A 21772-nucleotide genomic window follows, 5' to 3' on the forward strand; every position below is an offset into this window, starting at 1 on the left:
ACGATGCCGGCGCCGCGTGCAAATCGCGCTTGCGCGCCATTTGCACATCTTTGCTGCCGTCGGCAGCTTACGGCATCGCCCTTCCGATCGTTACTCGACGATCGAAGCAACGATGCCGGCGCCGACGGTACGGCCGCCTTCGCGGATCGCGAAGCGCAGCTTTTCTTCCATCGCGATCGGAACGATCAGTTCGACGTCAACGGTGACGTTGTCGCCCGGCATGACCATTTCCGTGCCTTCCGGCAGCGTCACGATGCCCGTCACGTCCGTCGTGCGGAAGTAGAACTGCGGACGGTAGTTCGTGAAGAACGGCGTATGACGGCCGCCTTCTTCCTTCGTCAGGATGTAGGCTTCGGCCTTGAACTTCTTGTGCGGCTTGACCGAACCCGGCTTGCACAGGATCTGGCCACGCTCGACGCCGTTGCGGTCGACACCGCGCAGCAGCGCACCGATGTTGTCGCCGGCCTGGCCCTGGTCGAGCAGCTTGCGGAACATTTCAACGCCCGTGCAGGTCGTCTTCGTCGTCGGACGGATGCCGACGATTTCGATTTCTTCGCCGACCTTGACGATGCCGCGCTCAACGCGACCGGTCACAACCGTACCGCGGCCCGAGATCGAAAACACGTCTTCGATCGGCATCAGGAACGGCTGGTCGATCGGACGCTCCGGCGTCGGGATGTAGGCGTCAACCGCTGCCATCAGCTCGCGGATCGCGTCTTCGCCGATCTTCTTGTCCGAATCTTCCAGAGCGGCAAGCGCCGAGCCCTTGATGATCGGAATGTCGTCGCCCGGGAATTCGTAGGACGACAGAAGTTCGCGAACTTCCAGCTCGACGAGCTCGAGAAGCTCGGCGTCGTCAACCTGGTCGACCTTGTTGAGGAACACGACGATCGCCGGAACGCCGACCTGGCGGGCGAGCAGGATGTGCTCGCGGGTCTGCGGCATCGGGCCGTCAGCGGCCGAGCAAACCAGGATCGCGCCGTCCATCTGTGCAGCACCGGTGATCATGTTCTTGACGTAGTCGGCGTGGCCGGGGCAGTCAACGTGAGCGTAGTGACGGTTGGCCGTCTCATACTCGACGTGCGCCGTCGAAATCGTGATACCACGGGCCTTTTCTTCCGGAGCGGCGTCGATTTGGTCATACGCCTTGAACTCGCCGAAGTACTTCGTGATCGCTGCCGTCAGCGACGTCTTGCCATGGTCAACGTGGCCAATCGTGCCAATGTTAACGTGCGGCTTGTTGCGCTCAAATTTGCTCTTTGCCATGGGTACGTTTCCTGTGGTCAAGTATGAATGATCAGCCGGCAGGGCCGGTTTGTGGAGCCGTTTAAGGGTTTCAGGGGATTTGCGCAAGACTTAATTGCGTACGCCCGGACCGGTCGCCGACGGCCTTTTCCTATCGAAATGTAAGAACGGTGAAGCGCCGACGCAAGACCGGGCATCTGCGAATCACGGATCGCCAGCCAAGCAAGATAAACAATGGCTTATCACGAGGCGCTGAGGCATCGATTTAATTGGAGATTTGGAGAGAATTCGCTGCTGGAGCGGGTAGCGGGAATCGAACCCGCGTATTCAGCTTGGAAGGCTTCGAGAACTCTTAATAAAAACAGGGCAGCGTGTCACTAGGAATCAGTTGTGACAACTAAGGACGGCGGCAGGCTTGACACGGCTTGTCGCCGTCGTTGCGTTCAAGGGATATGAAACCCGCCCTTCATCATAAAGGCTACGACCCCGGCAATGATGGCGCCGAGCGCTGAACTGATGACCAGCTTGCCGACCCATTTGATGCTGCCACCGAGCTCGTCCATTTTCTTGTTCATGCTCGTGTCGAGCAGCCCGACCTTCTCAAGCAGGCTCTTGAACTGCTCGTCTTTCCGCGCATCGGAGATATCGCTTTGCGCGCGCCATTGCTCGATCGTGGTCAATCGCTGATCGAGCGCGGCTGTCTTGTGTTCCTGTGAAACCATACGCGAGCGCAGGTCGGCGGCTTCCATGGTGTTGTCCTCTTGCATCCTGCCCCTCGTATGCAATGCGAAATCACTTTTGGCAGCCCGCCAATGCTTGGCAGGTGCGATTATGGCTTGCGACCTGTCGCGCGAACGGCTGGTCATTGGCGATGATGAACTGTCGGGTGGCCGGCGAAGGCGTCAGAAGCTCGAAGCCAGCGCCGTCAACGGCACTCCCCGTCTTCGAACAGGCCGCCAAGCTCGCGGCACAGATCAGCGTCAGTAAGAGCGTTGACTTGCGCATTGGTGCGCGTCCTTTCCTTGATGATCTCCATCGATCGGGCAATGGCGGCGGTGCGCTCCTCATCCCTGCCCGCTTCCTTGGCCGCAGGGAGCAGCCAGAGCGCGTTTGCTGCCTGCATGATGAGGAAGACAGCCAGGCCACCGATAAGAGCGCCCACGGCCAAACTGAGGCGGGAGATCACGCCCGCACCTTGCGATAGATGCCGTAGGCCGTCAGGGAGAGGATGACGAGCGCCACGGCGATGCGTGCCCACTGCCCGCTTGTAAGCGCGTCCTGCTGCCCGCTGATGGCGCTGATGAGGTCAGGGATGGCAGGGCCGACAGCAACGCCCACGCCAGCCGCACCGCTGCCCCCTATGACTGCAACGTCAGTCGATGGCGCCTTGGTGGATGCCGGGACCGTGTTGCTCGCGACAAACTCGCCTTTGGCCCACAGGCCAGCTTCAGCAGCGCGCCGGTTCACAAGGCCCTTCACCTTCTTGCCGCCGGCGTTGACCCACTTCATTAGCTCGATCGGCACAGCGTCGTAGTCGCCGGCATTCAGCTTCTTGAGCAGCGTGGACTTGTGCAGCGCCCCGGTGTTGAAGTCGAAGGAGACGAGTACCGCGAACTGGTTATCCGTCAAAGATACCTTCACGAGCCGGTTAACGCGCTCCTCGAACTTCCTGAGGTCATCGCGCAGAATGTCTTCCGCCTCGCGCTCATTGATGCGCATGCCCTGCTTGACATACGGGATGCCCGCTGCGGTCGTATGGCCGTAGCCGATCGTCAGCACGCCGGCCACGTCCTTATAGGCGACGAGTTCCAGGCCTTCCCATTGCTTGACGAGCGCAAGCCCCGCCGCGTTGATGCGTCGTTCCATGTGTTTCACCTTGTTCTGAGGATTACTGATTCCGTTTCGGCCAACCCAGACGGATCTAGGGTTGACACAATTCTGCATTGTGTGAGCAATACCCAACGCTTGAGACGATGAGGGATTGATGATGAGCACGGCACACGAAGCGGAGACGATCCCGTTCTGGCAGGACAAGGAGCGCAGCTTGCTCGTTGAGACCGTGGCCGAGCTTCACAGACAGCGCCGGGTGATGCAGGAGCAGGTCGGCCTTCATCGTGTGAACGGCGCCCGGGCGATTATCTCTGACGTGTTCATTTCAGGATTCGGCGTTGAGGTCGGCGGCGGTGACCGTCCCTTCCCGGTGAAGGAAGGGGTGACGGTCTCCTATGGTGACATTCGAGACAACACCGAACTCAAGGAGCATTTCCGAAACGATGCCGTCGTCCAAGGCGGCATGATCGACGCCGAGACCTTCGCAGGCATCACCCCCGGCATCCTCGACTTTGTCATCTCAGCTCACGTTATCGAGCACCTCGCCAACCCACTCGGCTCCATCCTTGAAGGGCTGAAGCGCCTTAGGGGCGGTGGCGTCTATGTGGTTGTGGTGCCCGACATGCGGCATACCTTCGACCGGTTCCGCACTCCTACCACCTTCGAACACCTGGCCGCTGATCTCCGCACCGGAGGTGAACCCTCCTTGATCGAAGCCTATCGGGACCATGTGAAGTTGGTTCACCCGCTCTATGGCCCAGCCATTCCAGAGGAACAGCAAGAGGCCGAGGCGCAATCCCTGCTGCAGAAAAGGATGGATACCCATGTCCATTGCTGGACGCCGGATACCTTCAGGGATCATGTGAGCCGGGTTATCAGAGGGATCGCTGATATCGTCTTTGAATCGTCGATCGAGAACGAGTTTCAAATCGTGATCAGGAAGCGCAAGCGCTCCCTCTTAGGCATGCTCCGGCGCTGATTACGGTGCGGCGGAGTTACTCGATCCGGTCATCATAGATTTCTATCGACAACGCCCTTACGATCAGATTTTCCTTGGCCCTCTTCCGAAGGTCCATTAGCTCTTCAAGAGTATTGATCTCGATTTCCCAGACTGTCTCTTCTTCATCATCTTCGTCTTTACCAGCATAGACGGCCCCATCGATGGGCTGTAGATGCGTGAGCCGACGATTTTCATGGCTTGAACGCGATATAACAAACTTCATTTTCTCACCTCTCGATATTCGCTTCCCACTTCACCGGTGCCCCCGAGGCGCCCGGATCGTTTCGGCAGACGCCGCGGAACGTCGTCGCGCCGATCGTGTCGGCAACGTATTCCCCCGGGGCGTTGTTCGCGAAGCCGTTTGCCTCGATCTTGATATCCTGCGCGGCGGGCGTGTAGCTAAGCGTATGCGTGATAGTGGCGACCTTTGTCGTCTGCGCGAGCGTTGCCGTGCCCTTCGCCCGCAAAGTCATCCCTGCCGTCTGCCGGCCGTAGCGAAGTCCGCTCGAAATGCCCACAGGGATAGTAGAGGCGGAATAATCGCAGAAATCCACCCGCCCAGTGACGCCGGTTCCTTCGACGATAGAGGCCGTCCCTGAGAACGTAGCGCCTCGTACCGTCGTGTTTTCGGCATAGGTGAGTTGGATATCGCGGACACAGGGATCCACATAATAGAAGGTGTCATCAAGGCTCTTGCAGTGCAGAAGGGTTCCCGGTGTCAAGCCGTTGAAATAGATGCCAGCCTGTCGCCAGCCAACGTAGGTATTGTTGAACGACTTCACGTCGCGGACGTTACCAACGACGTAGAGGCCGTAATCGGCGGCTGCGGCGGCTGCCTGTCGACCAAGCCAGTTGCTCTCCACCTTTACGCTGTTGATTGCATTGGTCTGACCATCGATGATTACGGCGGGTCCGGTGGTGACCTGATCGAAGATGTTGCCGATGATCGAGATTTCGAGGCCACACAGCAGTTGGACACAGAAGGTCCCGCTCGCCGGCAGGAAGCTATTGCCCTCGATAAAGACGCCTTCCGCCCCTTGGGTAGCCTTCTGAATGCTGACGCCGTTACCGCCGATGGCGTAGTTTTCCGATATCTTCGAGTTCCGCCCGTCGTCGTCGATGCGAACGAAGGTACTGTTTGATACCCCGATGCAGCCCGTCACCTTCAGGCAGTCACCGCTTGTGAGACGAACTGCGCGAGTGAACGACGACATATAGACATCGTTTACCTCAAAACTCAGATCATTCGCTGGCTTAGCGATGACGATGCCATCTGTCGCGAGAGAACCGGTGTTGATGAGAAGGCCCCCGGAGATACCAGAAAGACCCCCAGTGAAATTGAACAGGCTCGCAGTCGCGGACGAAGGCTGAATAACCGCCCCCTTGTCGAGCACAAGCTTGACGTTCGCTGGCACGGTCTTCTGGGTGATGGAATAGGTTCCGCGAGGAACGAAGACCGTTGCCCCGTTCCCCAAAGCTGCTGCTGCGGCAATGGCCGCGGTAAACCTGGCGTTATCGTCGGCGCCGGGGAAGTTCAGCACGGAGAAGGCAACGTCGTCCTGCTGGATCGAGCTTCCGACCTTGGCAAAGAAGGCCGTTCCGGTGCAGATGATGTCCGCAGACTCGCCGTTCTTGAGCGTGATCGTGCTCAAGCCGTTGATGGTTTCGGCGCCATTCGGGTCAATGATGACATCTGCGCCGTCAGCATAGACGAACAGATGCCAGTTGGCAGCAAGAGTAGCGGCAGCCGTCAGGGAGAGCGTCATGGCCGCCGAGCAACGAATGAAGGCGTTGTTGTCGTTCGCGACCGCCGTATAGTTGGCGCTCTTGGTGACATATGCCACCTTGCCATCTACGCCAGCGCGCGCCTCCGCCATGATGGTTCGGATGGCATCGTCGAAGTTGCTGACGGCGTTCGTGCCCTGGATGCCAATACCACCGACAGAGGTATTGCTGGAAGCAGTCGTGCTCCAATCAAGAAAGGCCATATCTCAATCCCTTACCAGAGGCCGCCGCGACCGCTCTTGACGGCTCGGTCAAACTGCTTCGAATCTCGCTGAACTCTCTCGCCGTACTCGGTCACCTTGCCGTCGCCGCGAGGCGTGTTTTTCGGTGCTGCCGGGAAGTTGCCGGCGCTCGTCATCCCGTTGACGATGGTCGGACCAAGCAGGCCGCCAGCGACGGCCCCGAGCGGCCCGAGAAGCATTCCGCCCAGGACGCCGCCGCCGAAGGCGCTCAGGCCCTTCTTTGCGGCGTTGGCGAACTGAACACGGCGGTTGAGGCCCATGTCGGCCAGGCGCGCTTGCTGCGCGTTGACCATGTCCTGCTCCTGAGCGGACAGAAGGCCGGGGGCACCGCCGCCCATAACCGAATTGAACGGGGATGCTCCAGCCGGCGCTGGCTGGTCGTAGGCCGAAACCACGGAGGCGCCGGCAGGGCCTTCGACGGTGGCGACAGGAGCCTCTGGAAGGCTCTCCAGCAAGCCACCCGCCGGCGGCGCTGTAGCCATCTCGTAGGCCTTGTTTCGGGCGATCAGATCGCGCTTCAACTGGCCCATAGGGTCTTGTGCTGCCACGTCCTGCCGCAACAGGCCAATATCGCGCTGCATGCCGCGTGCTTGATCGAGAAGGCCGTATTGCTCGGCCAGCGACATAGGTCTTGCCATGGGAGTTGCACTCTTCGCGGGGTTGATGGCCGACATGATGCCGGTGGTGGCGGAAGCCTGGGGGCCATACTTGGCGTCGATCGCGCGCAGCTTGGCGCCATACTTGCGATCGGTCGCGTAACCGCCCTGCCGGCCGTAGTTCAGGCCCTCGACTGCATCGTTGAAGGTCGGAGCGGTGAACGCATCGCTCCATTTCCGGCTGACTGTGCGCGCCCAATCTCCGAAGGCCCCAACAGGGTTCTCGTATGACCGGAACCGTGCCGACTCCCGAACCGGGCCATTGGCGGTGTCTTCCCACGTATTCGCGGTGACTGTCGGCCCGTTCCACGCCGAGCCGGCCTTGATGCCAAAATAGTTGTTGCCTACAACGCTCTGGCCATAACCGGTTTCCAGAGCCGCCTGTGACGCCGCCAAGCGAGCTTGTGGGTCATTGAGGCCGGCCTCTCTGGCCTGCTGGTAGGCCTCGTTGTAAAAGCGCTCTCGCGGTGAAGCCATGGCTTGCCCTCATAGAAAAAGGCGGCCCCGAAGAACCGCCTATCCAGTCAATCTGCACTCGTGTATGTTGCGGGGATGAACGACACCCCCGACGCTATTTCCATCATCAGCTACCTTGTGGCTGCCGCGCTGCTTATCCCGCTTGGCTGGTGGCTGAAGTCAGAACGCCTTTTCGGCTTCGGCGATTGGGTCGTAAGCCTGTTTCACTGAGCGCCAACCATCGCGCCGGTTCGTGCCGGGATCGCGAGAGCAGCCCCAAGATTATCGAGAGCCTTCATGTATGAGGGCTGCGCCGCTGCCTGCTGAACAGCCAGCTTCAAAGCGCCGGGGTTGTCGCTGGTGAGCAGTTTCGCCACCTGCTGCATGACCCTGTTGTCGACGCGCTGGCCGACATAGCGAGCGCCTCGCGCTGCAGCAGCGCCAGCAAGAGCCCCGGTCCAATCTCCGGTGAGATAGCCACCGCCGCCGGCGCCGATCCCCATCTCCATCAGTTGGCGAGCAGTCGTCGAGTTCCCCATGGAGCCGCGAAGACGATCAACGATGTCCTCGATGCGCACATAGGCCTCGATCTCCTTCAGCCGTTTAGGCCCGAAGACGAGATCCATCGACTCCCGCGCCGACTGGTTTTTGAAGACGGAGTTGATGACGTTCGTTCGATCGCCGCTGGCCTTGATCTTGTCGATCAGTTCCGAGGCGTAGCCGGTGGCGAAAGCTTCCTTCTCCGGCTTGGAGAACTTGGAGAAGGCCTGCTTTGCCTCAGGAACAAGGCGCGGCGTGTTGGCGAACTTCCGGCCCGCTTCCAGCGCATCCTCTGCATCGAAGAACCCCGCCGCACCCTGCCGTGCCGCCTTATAAGCGGGAACGGTGAAATCCAGCTCATCGACCAGAGCCTTTTTCAGCCCGAGGATATCGGAGGCCGTCTGTTTGTCGCCTGCGCGTGTAGCCTTTCCGATCTCGGAATCAAGGTTCTGCTTCACCTGATCCCAGAAGCGGAGATTTGGGGAAACCATCGTGCCATCGGCATTGCGCCGCAGGACGTAGGCGCCCTGGCTGTTCTTCGAGAACGGATTGCCGATCTCCTTGAACCCCTGCACCGCGCCACGGTCTGCGCTACGGGTCGGAACGTCATCAATCGCACTGCGGAACGTCGGCGACTGCATAAGCTCCTGCAGGCGGGGCGAAAACATCGTCTGCGCCTTCTGATCGTCGAAAGCCGCCTTGTAAGCAGGCGCGTTGATCGCCCGCGCCTGCTTCGTCAGGTTGGCCTGATATCCAAGATCATCGACAGCGCCGCCGGTCATGCGCCGGATGAACTGGGCCGCCCGCTGGCTCTGCGCTCCGAAACGGTCGCTCGCGGTGTTTTCGATGACGGCGCGCGCCTCGGGCGACTGATTGGCGACAGAGCGTGCCAGCGCCCGAGTGGTCTCGCCGCCCCGATCGGCATTGATGAGCGGGATAGCGTTCTGGCGGGCAACCTGCTGGTCGGCCGCCGTCATGATCATGTTCGGGTTGGCCTCGATGTCGCGTGTGACCGCCATCCCAACGCGGCGCTGTGCCTCCTGGGCCGGATTCCGCATGGCATTGACGACCGGATAGAGCTTGTCGCCGAGGGCGCGAGCCCCAGCGCTGAGGGCTGCACCGACAACAGGGATACCCGCGCCAATACCGCCACCGATGGCCGTGCTGTTGATTACGTCGGCCGCATCGCCGCCCCGGGCCGCAGCATCGGCCCCAGAGATGGCCGCAGACGACAAACCGGAAGCGCCGACGCGCGTTGCCAGGTTACGCCCGGTGATGCCTAGCGCCTTGGCGCCGAGAGCCGTAGAGCCACCTGCGGCCATAGAACCGACGTTCCCGGCAAGCTGGCCCGCGAAATTGATACGGGGGTGCTTTTCCTTTGCCGCCTGCGAGATCCGCTGCGCTTCCTTGACGTTCTCGCCGTAGTCGCTGCCCTCGATCGCCGACGTGAGTGCGGCCGCACCGCGCTGCGTGCCGCCGAGCAACATCGGGCCAAGGACGGGAACGCCTTCAAGTATACCGGTCAGACCAGCCCCTACGCGGCCGCTGGTCGCGCCAAGGTCTTCCTTCTCAAGTTCCTTCAGGCCTTCCTCATAGGAGAGGTGGCGGCCTGCCGGTGCCTTCTCTTGCGGCGCAGAAGATGATGCCGGTAGCGATGCTGCAATCTCCTCGACCGTCGCGTTCTGCTCTTCCGGGGAAAGCTGCAGAAATCCGTCATCGACGGTAACGCGCCGCCCGTTGATGTTGAGTGTCGCCATTATTCAACGCTCCACTTCACACCGCTGCCAGTGGTGCCGGTTGGCCGGCCCTGAGTGGCTGCCGCCGGTGCGCCGCCGCCCTGAATGCGCGACTGGGCCTTGGCAATACCTTGGTCGATGATCTTCTCGTAAGCGTTCAGGGCTTCCATGAATGCCTCTTCGGAGGTTGCCGTATCCATTCGGGTTACCGCCTTTGTCGCGGCATCGCCTTCAGCATTCGACAGGGCGCCAAGTCCGCGCATTTGCTGGATAGCCGTGAGGAACGCCCCTGACTTCGCCTGATTGACCTTGTTCTGGTAGTCGTAACCGGGCGTTGCCGGCACGCTGTTCAGCGCCCACCCACTCCAGCCGGTACCCATCTCTCGATTGGGGTCAGTCTTGAGTTGCGTGATGATGTCCTTCGCGTTCATCCCCGCCTGCAGGTCGCCAGGGGCCGCGGCAATGGACTTGCCTTCGGCCGTGCCGATTTCCTTCTGCCGCTCGGCTCCGGCGAGATCCTTCGGAACTTGCTGGATGATGGCGCCGCTCTTGTTGTCGCGAATGCCTATCGAGGTCCCGAGATCAACCGACGACGTGCCGGGGGTGAGCCTGACGCCCTCGGGAACGTCAACGCGCTTGAGACCACCGCTCTTGAGTGGCTGGAAGCCGACCGTGTTGCCCTGCGCGTCCCGTCCGTAGACGAGGTTCAGGCCCGCCTCGATGTCCTCGCCGCCAATGCCAGCCGGTGGCGCGACCCACTGCCCAGTTTCGACGTTGTAGAGGTTCTTGCCGGCAGTGATGAAATTGTTCTTCGGCTTGGCGGCTTCGAGCTTCTGGGTATAGGCCATTTTCCAGGCATCCCCCGGCGACATAGCGCCCGACTGAACGGCCTGAGCTAGTTCCGGGTACGACTTTGCAAGGAACTGCATCGTCTTGTTGGTGTTGATGCCCTGCGCCAGCCCTTGTGCGCCGAGAGCGGCCTGCTGCTGTGCGTTCTGCCCCGAGAGCAGCCCGAGCCCAAGCTGAGTGAGCGCCATGTTGTTCGTGCGCAGGAAGTCCAAGGGACCGGCCATCTATCGCTCCTTAGAAAAGACCGCCAAGCAGGCCGAGGCCTGTGGTGCCGTAGCCCAGCGCCGTGAGGAAGGGGTTCTGTCCCGGCTGTGATTGCGTCTGCGTCCCGCCCATCGTGCCGGCACCCGAGGCGATGGCATTGAGGCGTCCAAGCTGGTTCCAAGGCGCGTTGGCCTGATCGTTGAAGATCCGCAACTCATCGTTCTTCTGACGGGTCGCGAGGTCCTCGTTCATGGCGCCGATCTGCATAAAGTCCTGCGCCGGCTGCCGTAGCCCCTGATAGGCCGTCCCGAGGTTGCCAAGGCCCTGCTGACCCATGTTGAACAGGTTCGAATTCGCGGCATCGCGGCGGTTCTGCCAATTGTTGTATTCCTGCCCGACCATGCGGCTCGTCAGGTCACCAACCTCGCGCGCCAGATTGCCCTGGTGGACGCCGGAACCATACCGGCCAGCCGCGCCAGCGCTCAGATTGACCGCGTTCGATGCCGAATCCTGCGCCTGCCTCAGAACGTCCTGAAACGCCGGGTTTGCATTGAGATCGAAGGTGGAATTGGCAGTGGCGCGCGTGTTGCCGAGCGCCGCCGCCTGGGCATCGGTAAAGCCGCCGCGATCGATGATATCCTGATACTGCCTCGACGTGCCGCTGTTGGGCTGCGTGTTGGCGTTGGCAATGTTCTGGATATGCCCCATGCCCTGCTGGGTCTGAGACGACCACGGAATGACTGTTGAGCCCTTATAGACGCTGTTCTGTCCGGTTGGATCAGCGTTGAAGAGCTTCGTCGCCTGGTTCAGGCCAGTCTGGAGCGCAGGCTGCGCCGCCGACCATGGCGCGTTGTTCGTCGTGGTCGTGGTGTTCTTGCTTCCACCGGACATCTAGATTTCCACTTCGTAGGTCGTGCGGAGTTTTCGGGTGTGCTCAAGCGAGCGACGGAGCACTTCGCTCCATCCGTCCCGCCCGTCGAAGACAAACCTTGTTGCGCCGCCTTCGCGCATCATGTTGCGCACCGCGGCAATCCAATCAGGAAGCCATGCGGCCATCTGGTCGCCGCCGATGATCAGGCACCGGAGAACCGGGCCCTTGCTCCACTTCTGGAACTGGAGAACCGCTCCCATGACCGGCTCATCACCGGCTATTGCGCAGACGAGAAAAGCGTTTCCAGACCGGCACATCTGCCAAAGATCACCGAGCGCGATATCATCCCCGCAAGCGTCGATCGCCTCCTGAAACCGAATAGCCAGTTTGGGCCACAGGGCATCAACCTCGGCCGCATTCGCTATCCCGATCCTCATATCGTCGGCCGGTTCAACGGGATGAGGTCGAGATAGAACAGGGTCACGCGGACCGTGTTGGCCCCAATCGCCTTGATCTTGTCGCCTTCCTTGAGGCGGATAGGCAGATCGGACACAATCGCCGTGTCCTTCGTCGCTACCGTCTTGAACCAGATGAGGCGATCGGTCGCCGTCGCTGCCTCATACCAGTACAGCGAGCAGTCGACCGCGCCGCCGGTCGGATTGGCAAACGCGAAGGACGCAAGCGCCTTCACCATCTTGCCGGCCGCATCGCCGATATCCGTCAACGATGTGCCGGCCAGGCTGACGTTTACCGGCTGTTCGACGTTGCCGGCATAGTTGCCATGTACGCTCATTTACTGCTGTCCGCTCGGTTGCGCGTTGACGTTGACGGCCGACGCAATGCTCCACGCCTCACCGGTCGGGATGACCAGGCGTTGCTTGTGTAGCCTGCCGTCTGACCGGAAGGGGACAAGGCCCGTTCGGCTATGCGGGCTGTTCGCCGTCGAGAACGTGATAGGACCACCGTGGAACGCTGCTACCCCATCCGAAAGGGTGAAGGTCGTCGCATCCGTGATCACGCGCGCGCCGTTGACGAAAGACCGAGACAGGCCATCGACCTCGTTCTCTGCCGTGTCGATGGTCGCCTGAAGGTTCGGCCCGGTGAAATAGGCGAGCTTGTTGTCCGTCGTGAAGGTCGCGAACGTGGGGCGACCACCAGAGAAGAGACGGCTGTCGAAGGGCTCCGTTACCGATTCGATATCCGGATAGAGAAGATCGAGGCCATCCCAGGTAATGCCGGGAGTGGCGAGAACGACCATTTCACCAACCTGCAGATCCGTCGTGCACCAGCGGTCAAGCTGCCAGTCGTAGCCCAAGCGGTAATAGCTGCCGTTCAATGCCCGATAGCGCCACCAGACGATCTTTTCGAACGGGTCTGCCGCGCCTTGAACGTCAGCCAGATAGTTCTGGTCAACCTGATCGAGGAACCACCTATCCACCCGTTCAGCGCCGATCGGCTTGCGGTCAACGCCGCCGAAAAATCCATCCTCAGACAGGTAGAAGAATGCCCCCGGCCCGATCGAGACAATCGAGCGAGGCGCAAGCGTGCCCTGCTTCGGGTTGACGACCGTTCGCGTGAAGGTGAAGCCAGACGACGGCGCAAACGGGAAATACTGCATCCCGGCGCGCTGGATCACGGTAAAGCCGCCCTGCTCGGCAAAGCCGCCCATGATTTCGTCGCCTTCCGGCAACTCCTGGGAGTCAGCGCCTTCCTTGCCGATCGTCCAATGTTCGATATTGTTCTGGCCGCACCAGCGGACCGTCTTCTGCCCTGCAACGCCTTCGAGATAGGCGAGGACGAGAAAGTCACCGGCCACCCAGGAATAGCGAGCATTCGGAGGGCTGCCCGCGAGATCAGCGAAATTGCCGCCGGCCTCGATGTCGTAAACCTGAATGGGATCTGACAGATTATGCGCAACAAGCTGGCTGCCGAAGCGCGTAAACGTCCACGTATCCAGCAACGGGACAGAATACGGCGCGCTCGGGCCGCTGATGTCCGTCCACGTGTAATCCGTCGTGTTCAGCTTGTAGAGGGTCGTTGCCGTGCCGGCGATGATCGTGAACGTCCCGGTAGAGGTGCGAACGTACACAGCGCCGCGGCACTCAGCCCCAAGCGCCTGCGAAATCTCGGTGAGGCCTGGCATAGGCCCCCAGCCGTCAGACACAGGCAATGCGTTGACGACGTTGTTGCTGCTGGCGCCGGCGAACTGGCTTCGATCGGGCTCGAAGGGTGGGAAGGGAACGATCACGGCGTCAGCCCCTTCATGCGGGTTCCGGCCCTTGCGAAGTTCGCAAGCTCATTCGTCTTGTTGAGTCCGTCGATCAACATCGTGACCAGCGCCGAGGACCGCGCCATCAACTCATCATCCTTGACGTACATGGCGAGCTGCATCAGGCCAGCGTGCAGATAGAGGCTCGGTTGCTTGGCCAGCAGCCAGTTTGTCGTCGCACTGTCCGATAGGTTCGGGACAGCAGCGTAGTAGGTCAGCTCGATGTCGTTTCCAGAGACCGGGAACATGTAGAGCGAAGAGCCGATAATCGTGAAGTCGCAGGCCAGGCCGCCGGAGCGATCCGGATACTGCTGATCCGTGTAGCTCGGCACGACATACTGAAGCTCACGGCGAATAGAGGCTTTCTCGACGACGCGGCGATATTGCAGGTAGTCGGCTGGAAGCGTGCAGGCACCCGAGGCAGGTGTCAGGCTGGCAATCGTCTCCATCTCACGCACCCGGAGAGGCGCAACGGCCCTGTCGGGGATGCCATGATTGAACATGGCGGTTGCGAACTCGATGAATGACGGGACGGCGGCGGTAACGTCGTTGCGCGCCGACCAATCCGCCAGCGCGGCCTGAAGGCCTGCATAGTCCATCAGATGCGCCCCTTAAAGGTTCGATACGGCCGCGCGGCTTCGGAGTTGAGCCACCATTTCAGGTGATCCCGATCGCCTTCGCGCAACTTCTCCATGATCTGGTCTTGGGCGCCGTAGAGCTTGTTCAGCGGCACGCGCGCCACGATCTGGCCGTCACCCCAACGCTTGCCATCACTGTCGTTGAAGGCTTGCCGGTTGGCTTCTACCAACTCGTCATCCGCCAGGAACTCGGTCTTGCGGATGAAACGACCTTCGCCGAGGGGGAGCAGCCAGCGACGATAGTGCGGGGTGACCTCTTCGAGTTCCCACGCCGCACCGTCGATGTTGCGGAGATCAAGCGATTGCGTCATTGCGGTCGGCGATCTTCTTGCCAACGATGGCGCGGGCCTCGTCGATCGGCAGATGAATGACGGAGCCGGCCGGAACCTTGGCGAGTTCGTCGCCTGTGGGCTCACGCAGTTCTTCTGCGTCCTCGATGAGGAATTCGCCAACCGGGCGATAATTCTTGAGGAGTTTGACCGGGAAAGTCTTGCTGTCAGCCTTCTTTGCTTCGGGTGCCATTGAAAAATCCTCTGTTTCAGGAACAGAAAGGCGCCCCGTAGAGCGCCCTTCCAGGTTTCAGGATGGTTAGACCGTCGCCGAGAACGGCGTTGCTTCCGTACCGGTCGCCGAACCGACGACCTTGACCGACCAAAGGCCAGCGGAAATATCTTCGCACTCGATGATGTCGCCCTTGATGCCGCCGGTCGTGGTGCCGTTCAGCGTGATCGTGTCCGACGATGCTGCGGTCTCCCAACCAGACATGGACGCGTCCGTGTCGTTGGCGACGACAGCGACGCCGGTCATGACGTCGGTCGAGTTGGCAACCTTCACGATCAGGCTGTTGCTTGTGATCGTGGTGCCGACGACGATCTTGAACTTCGCGCCCTTGCCGACCGAAGCCGGGAGGGTGAAGGTGGTGCCGGCGGCACGGTTGGCGGTAATAGTCGCATCACCATGTGCGTTCGCGTTGAGCGTGAGCGTCGCCGCGGTGATATTGATGGGCTGATAAGGCATGTCCGTGTCTCCTTAGCTCGATGCGGTCATGCCGAAGATGTCGGCAACGACACCGTGGGCGGCCTCGTTCTTCACGACGAGCGAGTACTCGACGTTCAGAACCTTCTTCTTCGCGTCGCCGGTTTCCGCCGGGTCGCGCTTTGCGATATCGCGCAGCGTGCCGAGCTGGACCATGGACGGGTCGACGAGGAAGGCGTTGCGGGCGATGGTGGCGCCGGCACGAGCCATCTGACGATCCGGGACGACGGTCAGGGTGCCGAAGTCCGAGAGATACATGTCAGCGGCGGCGACGATGGTCGTCTGGCCCGAGCCCTTGGCCGCGAAGCGCTGTTGCGCAACGTTGGCGTCGCTCATGAAGGTCGAGAAGACCGTCTTTGCGTAGGGCGAAAGCAGAAGGGTCGTCGGATTGCCGCCGGAGATGTAGGTCGCCTGGATGGTGGTATCCAGAAGAGCCTTCGTCAGGGCACGCTGGGTGCCGTTGGTGGCTGCGTCGACAAGACCGGTGGACGAGTTGAAACCGCCGGAAGCACCGCCAGCGCCGAGGCTGTCGTTCGATGCCAGCCAGGCACGGAAGCCGCCGAGCGTGCGGTTGCTTGCTGCATCGCCGGAGCCAGCCGAGGAAGCCTGGTTCGACAGGAGAATGACCTCCATGTCGGTCTTGAGTTCCTGGCCCTTCTTGGCGATCTCGCGCGCCATTTCCGACTTGCGACCGGCCTTCGACACGACTTCCTGCGTGTTCGAGATGACGATACGCTTGTCGGAGATTTGGCAGTAGTTGCCCACGCGGGTCGTCGGGCTGACGGTCTGGAACGACCAGTCATTGCCTTCCGGCTGGTTGTTGCTGGTGTCCGGGGTGGCAAGCGAATCCGTCTGCCATTCCGGGTGCACGCCTTCCAAATCGGTCTTGCCGATCATGGAGAGGAACGGGGTTTCCTCCGGCGTGATCATGTAGATGCGATCCGCGAGGGTTTCGCGGTTGCCTACGGCGTCGTAGGTCTCAAAGGTATTGGATACCTGAGGCATGGTGTTTGTCCTTCAGACGTTAGATGAGGTCTTCGATGGATCGCGCGACAGCATCGAGGCTGCCGCTCTGGCGCGCGTTTTCGAATCGGCCCTGACGGTCTCGGGACTGGACGGTTTGCGGAGACATCCGCTGCTGCTGGCGCAGCCTGGGCTTGGCAGTGATTTCCTGCTTCGCCGCCTGGGATTTGGCGACGAGCTTGCGATAGGCAATCGCGTCATGAAGAACCTGCATATAGCGATGATCGGTAACGCCCTGAACTTCCTCCGGTGACAGCTTGTAGTGGCCGACACCAATGGATTTCACGTCGTCCCGGAAAGCCTTCAGCTTCGTCTCGTCTTGCAGACGCTTGTTGCTACCGAGGAACTTGCTCCACTCCTCCCGGGCGAACGCTTCAGCATCAGCCTTCTCCTTTTCGGAGGAAGCGTTGGCCTCGTTCACGCGGTCGGCATGCATGGCATTCAGCCGGTTGATGTCGGCATCATAGCGCTGCTTTGCCTGGAGGTAGCCGATCGGGTCGAAGTTCTCGGACTTCTCGTCCATCATCGACAGATCGGGCTCTTGAGGAATGAACCTCTGCCAGTTGTCCAGAATGAAATCGCGTCGCTGGCGGATATCGCTTTCCGCGTCGCTCACCCGCTTGTTGAAGGCGTCTTCGAGAGCTTTTTCCTGCTCTTTCAGGGCCGTCGTCTTTTGGGTGTAATCACGCTGAAACAGGTTGTTGCGCTTCAGGTCGCCTAAGCTGATCTTCTCGCCGCCCTGAAGCGTGATCATCACGCTGTCCTCGGGCTCGGAAGAGGCATTGGCCGCGCCGTCTGCTACTTCGCCTGTGTCCTCGTCATCAAGAACCAGATCCGGCTCGTCGTCTTCGGCCTGAGCTTCGACGGCATTGCCTTGGCTGGCGGCTGCCTCACCTGCGCCTTCGAGATCCATTTCAGGGTCGTCGGACAACAGATTTTCAATGGCATTGACCCCCGCATCAAAAGACATGGGGGCTTGTTCTACGGTCCCGCTCGGGGAGGTCGTAGCTGTGTCAGTCATAAGACTTTCCTTTGCTATACAGCGCGGGGAATTTGTCGCGGCTGGGCGCTCTGGATCATGGCCTCAAGCTCGCTCGGGAGACGGTCACAGGCTCGCGCTAGCGCCTGCAATTCGGTGATCTTGTCCGTATCGGCGGCCGGCGCTGCGATGATGCGCTCAACAGCGTCGGCGCGGATCTTTGACAGGGCTTCACGGAATACGGGATCGTCGCGAAGCCTTGCAGCCTCACGTGCCAAGAATTCTTTGTCCATGTGTTTAGCCAGGCTCCCCGCCTACGTGGACCTCTGACGAGGCAGAGGCTCCCTTGACCGCGGCGCCGAGATAGGCGGTCTCGCGCTTCAACTCGATCTCTGCCGCAAGCTGGCGCTCCTTCAAGGCGATTTCCTGCTGCATCTGCTCTTGCTTCAACTGCGCGTCGATAGCCATCTGCTCGCGCTTCAAGGCTGCATCGGTCTGGATCTTCTCCTGCTGCAGTGCGGCGTCTTGCTGCATCTGCTGCTGCTTCATTCCCATTTCAGCCTGGGACTTCGCCATATCGGCGGCAACCTTCGGGTCGGGCTGCTGGGCGGCTGCGGCCTGCTGCTGTGCTATCTGCTGGAGCCGTTCCGGCGTGATCTCGGGATAGAAGTCGTCTGCATTGCGGATGCCCGCGGCCTCGGCCTGCTTGACGAGAGTCTTCTTGATGCGTGGCACCATGTCCAAGGCCTCTTGGGTCATGCCTGAGGTCTGGAAGCGATCGGTGATGCCCATTTGGCTTTGCAGAATGGTGTTGAGCATCGCCATGTCACGGTCACGCGAGCCGGTACCAAGGCCTACGTTGATCACCGCATCCATGCCTGCATTCCACTGGCGCGGGTCCATATCCACCCACTGATCGCGAAGGCGGATGGTGCGCGGCCGGTCCTGATGTTTGACGATCAGGCGAAGGATCTTGCCGAAGACGTCTTTCCAGCCCAGTTCGGCCTGGTTTCGGGCGATAAGCTCGATCTGCGAATAGGCGCTGTCCCGCTGGTTCTGGCTGGCCGTCGCCGTCTGGTTCTGCAGCGTCATCGGGTCGAGAGCCATCGTGGCGCGGGAAACGCCTGTGCGCATCTCGGTCACGTTGTCCATGGCCTGAATGCCGGCAAGAGCGCTGTCGAAGATGGACGGAACGACGTTGTAGTTGATCGGGGCAGCCCCGCGCTTGCGCAGGATAACGCCGCCGATCGTCGGGTTGATCAGCTCATCCATATTGATGACCGATTCAGCTTCAACGTCCTTCTGCGGGTTGTTGACCTGATACAGGTTGTTCAGCATCTGACGGAACAGAACTGTCTTGATCTGCTGGACGTCCATGACCTCGCCGGCCAGTGACCGCGAGGAAAAGCGATGCGGTACCGGTTCGCAGGGTATCTGCGAGAAGGGCAGGTCGTCGTCCCAGATTTCCCAATCGAGCAGCGTGCCCGCACCGTTGCCGCCGGCATAGTAGACAAGAACCGTCTCGGCGATTCCGTCGCCGTTCACGTCGGCCTTCACATAGCACTCGTACAGTTCCACGCGATCCATCGACTTGTCGCCGATGTTGTCGGTGACCACGTTCGGATCGCGTGCGGTCGCCTCTTCCGAAAGCTGGGAATAACCGAAGGTGTAGCGCGGGATGCTCTCGACGATGTCCTTGTCAAAACCCATCTCGATAAGCTTCGAGCGGGTCACATGCGGATCGCGGTGGCAGACAAACCGAGCATCGGCGATGGAGATCGAATTCCGATCGATCAGGAAGTTCTCAGGCTCTACCGTTTCGATGCGAGTGCGTCCATGCGACGTTACCCGCTTGATCTTCACATCGTAGGTTGGGATTTCGATCGGCTCGCCCGTCTGCGGGTCCACATCAACGAAGGGTTCGCCTTCCTTCTGCGCTGTGATCTCGACGCCTTCCTCTTCGGTCAGCAGCATGACCTGCTCTGCCGTGAGGCCAGAATGCACCGAGTATTCACACTCCTCGCTGTCATCCCAATAGGTCTTGACGATGCCATCGGCGAGCAACAGGCTGTCGTGTGTGGCATCCCAGAGGATGCGATAGCCGTTATTGTCTACCCAGAAGATGTAATTCGCGTAGTCGGATGCCTGATCCGTAAACTGCTCATCACCAGGGCGCCGCGGCTCGTAGTTGACCATGCGATCGGATGCTGAGAACACTCGGATGATGCCAGGCAGCACCCAGCCCATCACGTCGGAGACATCGCGGCTCTTGAACGACGACCAACCCGGCGCGGCCGGCGTGTCGGGCATCTCGCCATTGTAATAATTGATGGCGCGCTCACGGTTCTGCACCACGTCATCACGGAAATAGAGTTCGGCGTCGCGAATCTCTGCCGTGACGAGAGCCTTGATCTCGTCCTCGTCCATAGCTTTGTCGCGTGATGCCATCAAACAACCCAGTTCCGTTTAGCGGGCGCGGGGGCCTGCAATTTCCGTGGTTCTTCATAAGCCACGCACATCAGCCCGAAGGCGTCGGCGCCGTGCGATGACCAGTCGTGATTGGGACCAAGGCCAAGGCCCCGCTCCTCGTCTCTCTTTTCATGGTACCAGCCGAGCGCTTCTCGGCCGCCCTGCGTTGGCTCTTCGTTGAACCACATGGCCGGGAATAGCCGGCGGGCAGCTTCAATGCGCATGCTGGCAGCTCCGGGCCCCTGGTTGGGGATCACAGTCACACCGTAGCCCGCAGACCTCAGCGCCGTTTCCCAAGAGGCGTCAGCCACCGGATTGATAGGCGCGCCGTCGTGCGGCAACCACATGCTGGCCCTGTCGGGCGTGTAGCCCTTGGACCGGCACCAATTGAGATGCGTAGCCAGCGGCTGTCCCTGCGCCTCGTAGTAATCAAGAACGCGGATCTCCTTGCCGATGAATTGAGCGACCCAGATAGCCGTTGCATCCGACTTTGCGCCTCGGCCACCCAAGTCCCAGAAGAGGCGCAGCGTCATCAGCGGGTCAGCAGCAACGCGACCTATGCGCCCCTCTGTCTTTGCAGCGCTGAGGCACTTTGCGAAGTAGGCGCCTGCAACAACCGTCACGTATCCGCCTTCCCACACATGGTCATAATCATCGGGCGACATGCGAAGGCAGTCGGCTCGCTCTTGCTCAAGCTCTGCGCCGAACCACGGATTGTCTTTCCAGTTGGCATTGACGACGATGGCGCCTGTCGGCTTCTCAGGACCGCGGAGCATGACATCGACCGGATCAGTCTTCCGTCGAGCGTTCCAGCTCCACCACATCTGAGCGCCGGCCGTTCGCATCGTCGGGCGAAGCAGCTTGATCGAATTGGCCGTGGCCGTCTGCGCCTCTTCCCACCATGCCCGCTTGAAGCCTTCGAGCGACTTGATGCTCTCGGCCGTATAGTCCTGCATGCCCTTGAAGAGCATGAGACCATCGCCGGGCGTCTCGATCACATCCTTGAAGATGCGGAAGCCTGCAGCTTCTCCCAATCGGTATTCAGCCAGCTTGCGCTCGATCAGCGCCTTGGATGACTGCTGCAAGTCCTTCTGCACTTCACGAATGCAGATGGATCGAAGCCCCTCACCAGTAAGCCCCGGCTCTGCCAGGCTGTCCTCGATGAGCAAGCCCGCGAAGAAGTGAGACTTGCCCGACCCTCGGCCGCCCCATGCCCCTTTGTCACGAGCAGGCTCAAGGAGAGGCGCGAAGACCTCAGCCGTTGGTATCTGTAGGACGGACAATGCGGCGCTCTATCGTGTGAACCACTTCAATCGGGTTGTCGGTGATGCCGCCGATCTGATGGCGCACGACCGCATGAGAACCCTGCATCTTGTTTGCTTCGGCAATGGCTGCGATCGACGACCGCGGGTCCTTCAGCAGGTTCCGCTTGGCGATGATGCCGAGCATGCGGAGGCGTGCAGCTGAACTCCACTCGGCCTTCTCAGCTACCCGAGACGTGATCTCCTCGACGCGCTTGCGCACGCTTTCATTTGCATTCAGGCGAGCAGCATTGCCGCGGTTGGCTTTGAACCCTGCATCTGCATATGCCTCGTCGATTGTTTTGCCTGTCGCGCGCGCCTGGGCGAACCTCTCATGGCGTGCATTCTGAAGGACTGGCATTCACTCACTCGCAAGCTTGTTGACCATGCGCATCAGGCAGCCGATCAGCGCGCTATTCCAGACGAAGCCGCCCGTCGCGTTGCCCGTCGATCTATCGGCATATTGGATGGCAACACACACGCCGGTCACTTCGCCGTCCTTGGCCTTCTGGAGGAGGTTTTCGAGGCACGAAACGCAATCGTCGTTCTGCCCTCGATCGCTGATGACCTCTTCGCCGGTCGTGAACACTACCTTGGCCATCCCACTCCCCTGTCTTCGGGTTGCCGAACCATGGACCTATCCA

26 protein-coding genes are annotated in these 21772 nt (G+C 60.6%); 2 read left to right on the forward strand and 24 right to left on the reverse strand.

Features of this window, described 5'->3' with window-relative positions; all coding sequences use genetic code 11:
• Window positions 1–90: 90 nt before the first annotated feature.
• The 4 genes from tuf to AC0C6X_RS09570 form a co-directional block, all read right to left on the reverse strand.
• Complete coding sequence (gene tuf, locus AC0C6X_RS09555) at window positions 91–1266, reverse strand: elongation factor Tu (RefSeq protein WP_173516240.1); 1176 nt, start codon at window positions 1264–1266, stop codon at window positions 91–93.
• A gap of 422 nt (window positions 1267–1688) precedes the next feature.
• Window positions 1689–1994 carry a pro-sigmaK processing inhibitor BofA family protein gene (locus tag AC0C6X_RS09560; protein WP_472952768.1) on the reverse strand — a complete coding sequence of 102 codons (306 nt, stop codon included), beginning with the start codon at window positions 1992–1994 and terminating at the stop codon, window positions 1689–1691.
• Between the two features lie 176 nt (window positions 1995–2170).
• Window positions 2171–2431 carry a hypothetical protein gene (locus AC0C6X_RS09565; protein WP_472952770.1) on the reverse strand — a complete coding sequence of 87 codons (261 nt, stop codon included), beginning with the start codon at window positions 2429–2431 and terminating at the stop codon, window positions 2171–2173.
• Window positions 2428–3111, reverse strand: coding sequence for a lysozyme (locus AC0C6X_RS09570; RefSeq protein WP_472952773.1), 684 nt, complete (start codon window positions 3109–3111; stop codon window positions 2428–2430). Before AC0C6X_RS09570 ends, AC0C6X_RS09565 begins: the two co-directional genes overlap by 4 nt.
• Window positions 3112–3229: 118 nt before the next feature.
• Here AC0C6X_RS09570 and AC0C6X_RS09575 point away from each other — a divergent pair, with 118 nt between their 5' ends.
• Window positions 3230–4054, forward strand: coding sequence for a hypothetical protein (locus AC0C6X_RS09575; RefSeq protein WP_472952775.1), 825 nt, complete (start codon window positions 3230–3232; stop codon window positions 4052–4054).
• A gap of 16 nt (window positions 4055–4070) precedes the next feature.
• On the opposite strand, the gene AC0C6X_RS09580 is transcribed toward AC0C6X_RS09575, so the two are convergent.
• The 3 genes from AC0C6X_RS09580 to AC0C6X_RS09590 are packed head-to-tail and all read right to left on the reverse strand — an operon-like array spanning window position 4071 to window position 7235.
• Complete coding sequence (locus tag AC0C6X_RS09580) at window positions 4071–4298, reverse strand: hypothetical protein (protein ID WP_472952777.1); 228 nt, start codon at window positions 4296–4298, stop codon at window positions 4071–4073.
• A 4-nt stretch (window positions 4299–4302) separates the two neighbouring features.
• The gene (locus AC0C6X_RS09585) at window positions 4303–6063 is read right to left on the reverse strand and encodes a hypothetical protein (RefSeq protein WP_472952780.1); all 1761 of its coding nucleotides are present in this window, start codon (window positions 6061–6063) and stop codon (window positions 4303–4305) included.
• A gap of 11 nt (window positions 6064–6074) precedes the next feature.
• A complete protein-coding gene (locus AC0C6X_RS09590) occupies window positions 6075–7235 on the reverse strand; it encodes a glucosaminidase domain-containing protein (RefSeq protein WP_472952782.1) in 1161 nt (386 codons plus the stop codon).
• Between the two features lie 75 nt (window positions 7236–7310).
• Here AC0C6X_RS09590 and AC0C6X_RS09595 point away from each other — a divergent pair, with 75 nt between their 5' ends.
• On the forward strand, window positions 7311–7445 hold the full coding sequence (locus AC0C6X_RS09595) for a hypothetical protein (RefSeq protein ID WP_472952785.1): 135 nt from the start codon (window positions 7311–7313) through the stop codon (window positions 7443–7445).
• Here AC0C6X_RS09595 and AC0C6X_RS09600 read toward each other — a convergent pair.
• The 17 genes from AC0C6X_RS09600 to AC0C6X_RS09680 all read right to left on the reverse strand — a co-directional run bounded on the left by AC0C6X_RS09600 (window position 7439) and on the right by AC0C6X_RS09680 (window position 21729).
• Window positions 7439–9511, reverse strand: coding sequence for a hypothetical protein (locus AC0C6X_RS09600; RefSeq protein WP_472952787.1), 2073 nt, complete (start codon window positions 9509–9511; stop codon window positions 7439–7441). The genes AC0C6X_RS09595 and AC0C6X_RS09600 overlap by 7 nt on opposite strands.
• Window positions 9511–10563, reverse strand: a complete 1053-nt coding sequence (locus AC0C6X_RS09605; RefSeq protein WP_472952788.1) for a hypothetical protein — start codon at window positions 10561–10563, stop codon at window positions 9511–9513. The genes AC0C6X_RS09600 and AC0C6X_RS09605 overlap by 1 nt, the downstream gene beginning before the upstream one ends.
• A gap of 10 nt (window positions 10564–10573) precedes the next feature.
• On the reverse strand, window positions 10574–11434 hold the full coding sequence (locus tag AC0C6X_RS09610) for a hypothetical protein (protein ID WP_472952790.1): 861 nt from the start codon (window positions 11432–11434) through the stop codon (window positions 10574–10576).
• Window positions 11435–11674: a hypothetical protein gene (locus tag AC0C6X_RS09615; RefSeq protein WP_472952792.1), complete on the reverse strand. Its 240-nt coding sequence runs from the start codon at window positions 11672–11674 to the stop codon at window positions 11435–11437.
• 173 nt (window positions 11675–11847) lie between these two features.
• On the reverse strand, window positions 11848–12207 hold the full coding sequence (locus AC0C6X_RS09620; RefSeq protein WP_472952795.1) for a hypothetical protein: 360 nt from the start codon (window positions 12205–12207) through the stop codon (window positions 11848–11850).
• Window positions 12208–13662: a hypothetical protein gene (locus AC0C6X_RS09625; protein ID WP_472952797.1), complete on the reverse strand. Its 1455-nt coding sequence runs from the start codon at window positions 13660–13662 to the stop codon at window positions 12208–12210.
• Window positions 13659–14282 carry a phage adaptor protein gene (locus AC0C6X_RS09630; RefSeq protein ID WP_472952800.1) on the reverse strand — a complete coding sequence of 208 codons (624 nt, stop codon included), beginning with the start codon at window positions 14280–14282 and terminating at the stop codon, window positions 13659–13661. The genes AC0C6X_RS09625 and AC0C6X_RS09630 overlap by 4 nt, the downstream gene beginning before the upstream one ends.
• Window positions 14282–14632 (reverse strand): hypothetical protein, encoded by a 351-nt coding sequence (locus AC0C6X_RS09635; protein WP_472952801.1) that lies wholly within the window; start codon window positions 14630–14632, stop codon window positions 14282–14284. Before AC0C6X_RS09635 ends, AC0C6X_RS09630 begins: the two co-directional genes overlap by 1 nt.
• Window positions 14616–14843, reverse strand: coding sequence for a hypothetical protein (locus tag AC0C6X_RS09640; protein ID WP_472952803.1), 228 nt, complete (start codon window positions 14841–14843; stop codon window positions 14616–14618). Before AC0C6X_RS09640 ends, AC0C6X_RS09635 begins: the two co-directional genes overlap by 17 nt.
• Window positions 14844–14909: 66 nt before the next feature.
• Complete coding sequence (locus AC0C6X_RS09645; protein WP_472952806.1) at window positions 14910–15338, reverse strand: hypothetical protein; 429 nt, start codon at window positions 15336–15338, stop codon at window positions 14910–14912.
• A gap of 12 nt (window positions 15339–15350) precedes the next feature.
• The gene (locus tag AC0C6X_RS09650) at window positions 15351–16361 is read right to left on the reverse strand and encodes a DUF5309 domain-containing protein (protein WP_472952808.1); all 1011 of its coding nucleotides are present in this window, start codon (window positions 16359–16361) and stop codon (window positions 15351–15353) included.
• A 19-nt stretch (window positions 16362–16380) separates the two neighbouring features.
• Entirely contained in the window at window positions 16381–17400 is a 1020-nt protein-coding gene (locus tag AC0C6X_RS09655; RefSeq protein ID WP_472952810.1) for a hypothetical protein, read from the reverse strand.
• Between the two features lie 14 nt (window positions 17401–17414).
• Window positions 17415–17651: a hypothetical protein gene (locus AC0C6X_RS09660; RefSeq protein WP_472952811.1), complete on the reverse strand. Its 237-nt coding sequence runs from the start codon at window positions 17649–17651 to the stop codon at window positions 17415–17417.
• Window positions 17652–17655: 4 nt separating this feature from the next.
• Complete coding sequence (locus AC0C6X_RS09665; RefSeq protein ID WP_472952813.1) at window positions 17656–19806, reverse strand: portal protein; 2151 nt, start codon at window positions 19804–19806, stop codon at window positions 17656–17658.
• A complete protein-coding gene (locus tag AC0C6X_RS09670) occupies window positions 19806–21110 on the reverse strand; it encodes a phage terminase large subunit (RefSeq protein ID WP_472952815.1) in 1305 nt (434 codons plus the stop codon). Before AC0C6X_RS09670 ends, AC0C6X_RS09665 begins: the two co-directional genes overlap by 1 nt.
• Window positions 21082–21489, reverse strand: coding sequence for a hypothetical protein (locus tag AC0C6X_RS09675; RefSeq protein ID WP_472952818.1), 408 nt, complete (start codon window positions 21487–21489; stop codon window positions 21082–21084). The genes AC0C6X_RS09670 and AC0C6X_RS09675 overlap by 29 nt, the downstream gene beginning before the upstream one ends.
• The gene (locus tag AC0C6X_RS09680) at window positions 21490–21729 is read right to left on the reverse strand and encodes a hypothetical protein (protein ID WP_472952820.1); all 240 of its coding nucleotides are present in this window, start codon (window positions 21727–21729) and stop codon (window positions 21490–21492) included.
• Between the last annotated feature and the right edge of the window lie 43 nt (window positions 21730–21772).

This window comes from Ensifer sp. VA4 (genome assembly GCF_055710065.1).

Bases quoted from the DNA above. Each gene is read 5' to 3' on its own strand.
- tuf (WP_173516240.1), bottom strand. From the start codon at position 1,266: ATGGCAAAGAGCAAATTTGAGCGCAACAAGCCGCACGTTAACATTGGC.
- AC0C6X_RS09560 (WP_472952768.1), bottom strand. From the start codon at position 1,994: ATGGAAGCCGCCGACCTGCGCTCGCGTATGGTTTCACAGGAACACAAG.
- AC0C6X_RS09570 (WP_472952773.1), bottom strand. From the start codon at position 3,111: ATGGAACGACGCATCAACGCGGCGGGGCTTGCGCTCGTCAAGCAATGG.
- AC0C6X_RS09575 (WP_472952775.1), top strand. From the start codon at position 3,230: ATGATGAGCACGGCACACGAAGCGGAGACGATCCCGTTCTGGCAGGAC.
- AC0C6X_RS09580 (WP_472952777.1), bottom strand. From the start codon at position 4,298: ATGAAGTTTGTTATATCGCGTTCAAGCCATGAAAATCGTCGGCTCACG.
- AC0C6X_RS09585 (WP_472952780.1), bottom strand. From the start codon at position 6,063: ATGGCCTTTCTTGATTGGAGCACGACTGCTTCCAGCAATACCTCTGTC.
- AC0C6X_RS09590 (WP_472952782.1), bottom strand. From the start codon at position 7,235: ATGGCTTCACCGCGAGAGCGCTTTTACAACGAGGCCTACCAGCAGGCC.
- AC0C6X_RS09595 (WP_472952785.1), top strand. From the start codon at position 7,311: ATGAACGACACCCCCGACGCTATTTCCATCATCAGCTACCTTGTGGCT.
- AC0C6X_RS09600 (WP_472952787.1), bottom strand. From the start codon at position 9,511: ATGGCGACACTCAACATCAACGGGCGGCGCGTTACCGTCGATGACGGA.
- AC0C6X_RS09605 (WP_472952788.1), bottom strand. From the start codon at position 10,563: ATGGCCGGTCCCTTGGACTTCCTGCGCACGAACAACATGGCGCTCACT.
- AC0C6X_RS09610 (WP_472952790.1), bottom strand. From the start codon at position 11,434: ATGTCCGGTGGAAGCAAGAACACCACGACCACGACGAACAACGCGCCA.
- AC0C6X_RS09615 (WP_472952792.1), bottom strand. From the start codon at position 11,674: ATGGGAGCGGTTCTCCAGTTCCAGAAGTGGAGCAAGGGCCCGGTTCTC.
- AC0C6X_RS09620 (WP_472952795.1), bottom strand. From the start codon at position 12,207: ATGAGCGTACATGGCAACTATGCCGGCAACGTCGAACAGCCGGTAAAC.
- AC0C6X_RS09630 (WP_472952800.1), bottom strand. From the start codon at position 14,282: ATGGACTATGCAGGCCTTCAGGCCGCGCTGGCGGATTGGTCGGCGCGC.
- AC0C6X_RS09635 (WP_472952801.1), bottom strand. From the start codon at position 14,632: ATGACGCAATCGCTTGATCTCCGCAACATCGACGGTGCGGCGTGGGAA.
- AC0C6X_RS09640 (WP_472952803.1), bottom strand. From the start codon at position 14,843: ATGGCACCCGAAGCAAAGAAGGCTGACAGCAAGACTTTCCCGGTCAAA.
- AC0C6X_RS09645 (WP_472952806.1), bottom strand. From the start codon at position 15,338: ATGCCTTATCAGCCCATCAATATCACCGCGGCGACGCTCACGCTCAAC.
- AC0C6X_RS09650 (WP_472952808.1), bottom strand. From the start codon at position 16,361: ATGCCTCAGGTATCCAATACCTTTGAGACCTACGACGCCGTAGGCAAC.
- AC0C6X_RS09655 (WP_472952810.1), bottom strand. From the start codon at position 17,400: ATGACTGACACAGCTACGACCTCCCCGAGCGGGACCGTAGAACAAGCC.
- AC0C6X_RS09660 (WP_472952811.1), bottom strand. From the start codon at position 17,651: ATGGACAAAGAATTCTTGGCACGTGAGGCTGCAAGGCTTCGCGACGAT.
- AC0C6X_RS09665 (WP_472952813.1), bottom strand. From the start codon at position 19,806: ATGGCATCACGCGACAAAGCTATGGACGAGGACGAGATCAAGGCTCTC.
- AC0C6X_RS09675 (WP_472952818.1), bottom strand. From the start codon at position 21,489: ATGCCAGTCCTTCAGAATGCACGCCATGAGAGGTTCGCCCAGGCGCGC.
- AC0C6X_RS09680 (WP_472952820.1), bottom strand. From the start codon at position 21,729: ATGGCCAAGGTAGTGTTCACGACCGGCGAAGAGGTCATCAGCGATCGA.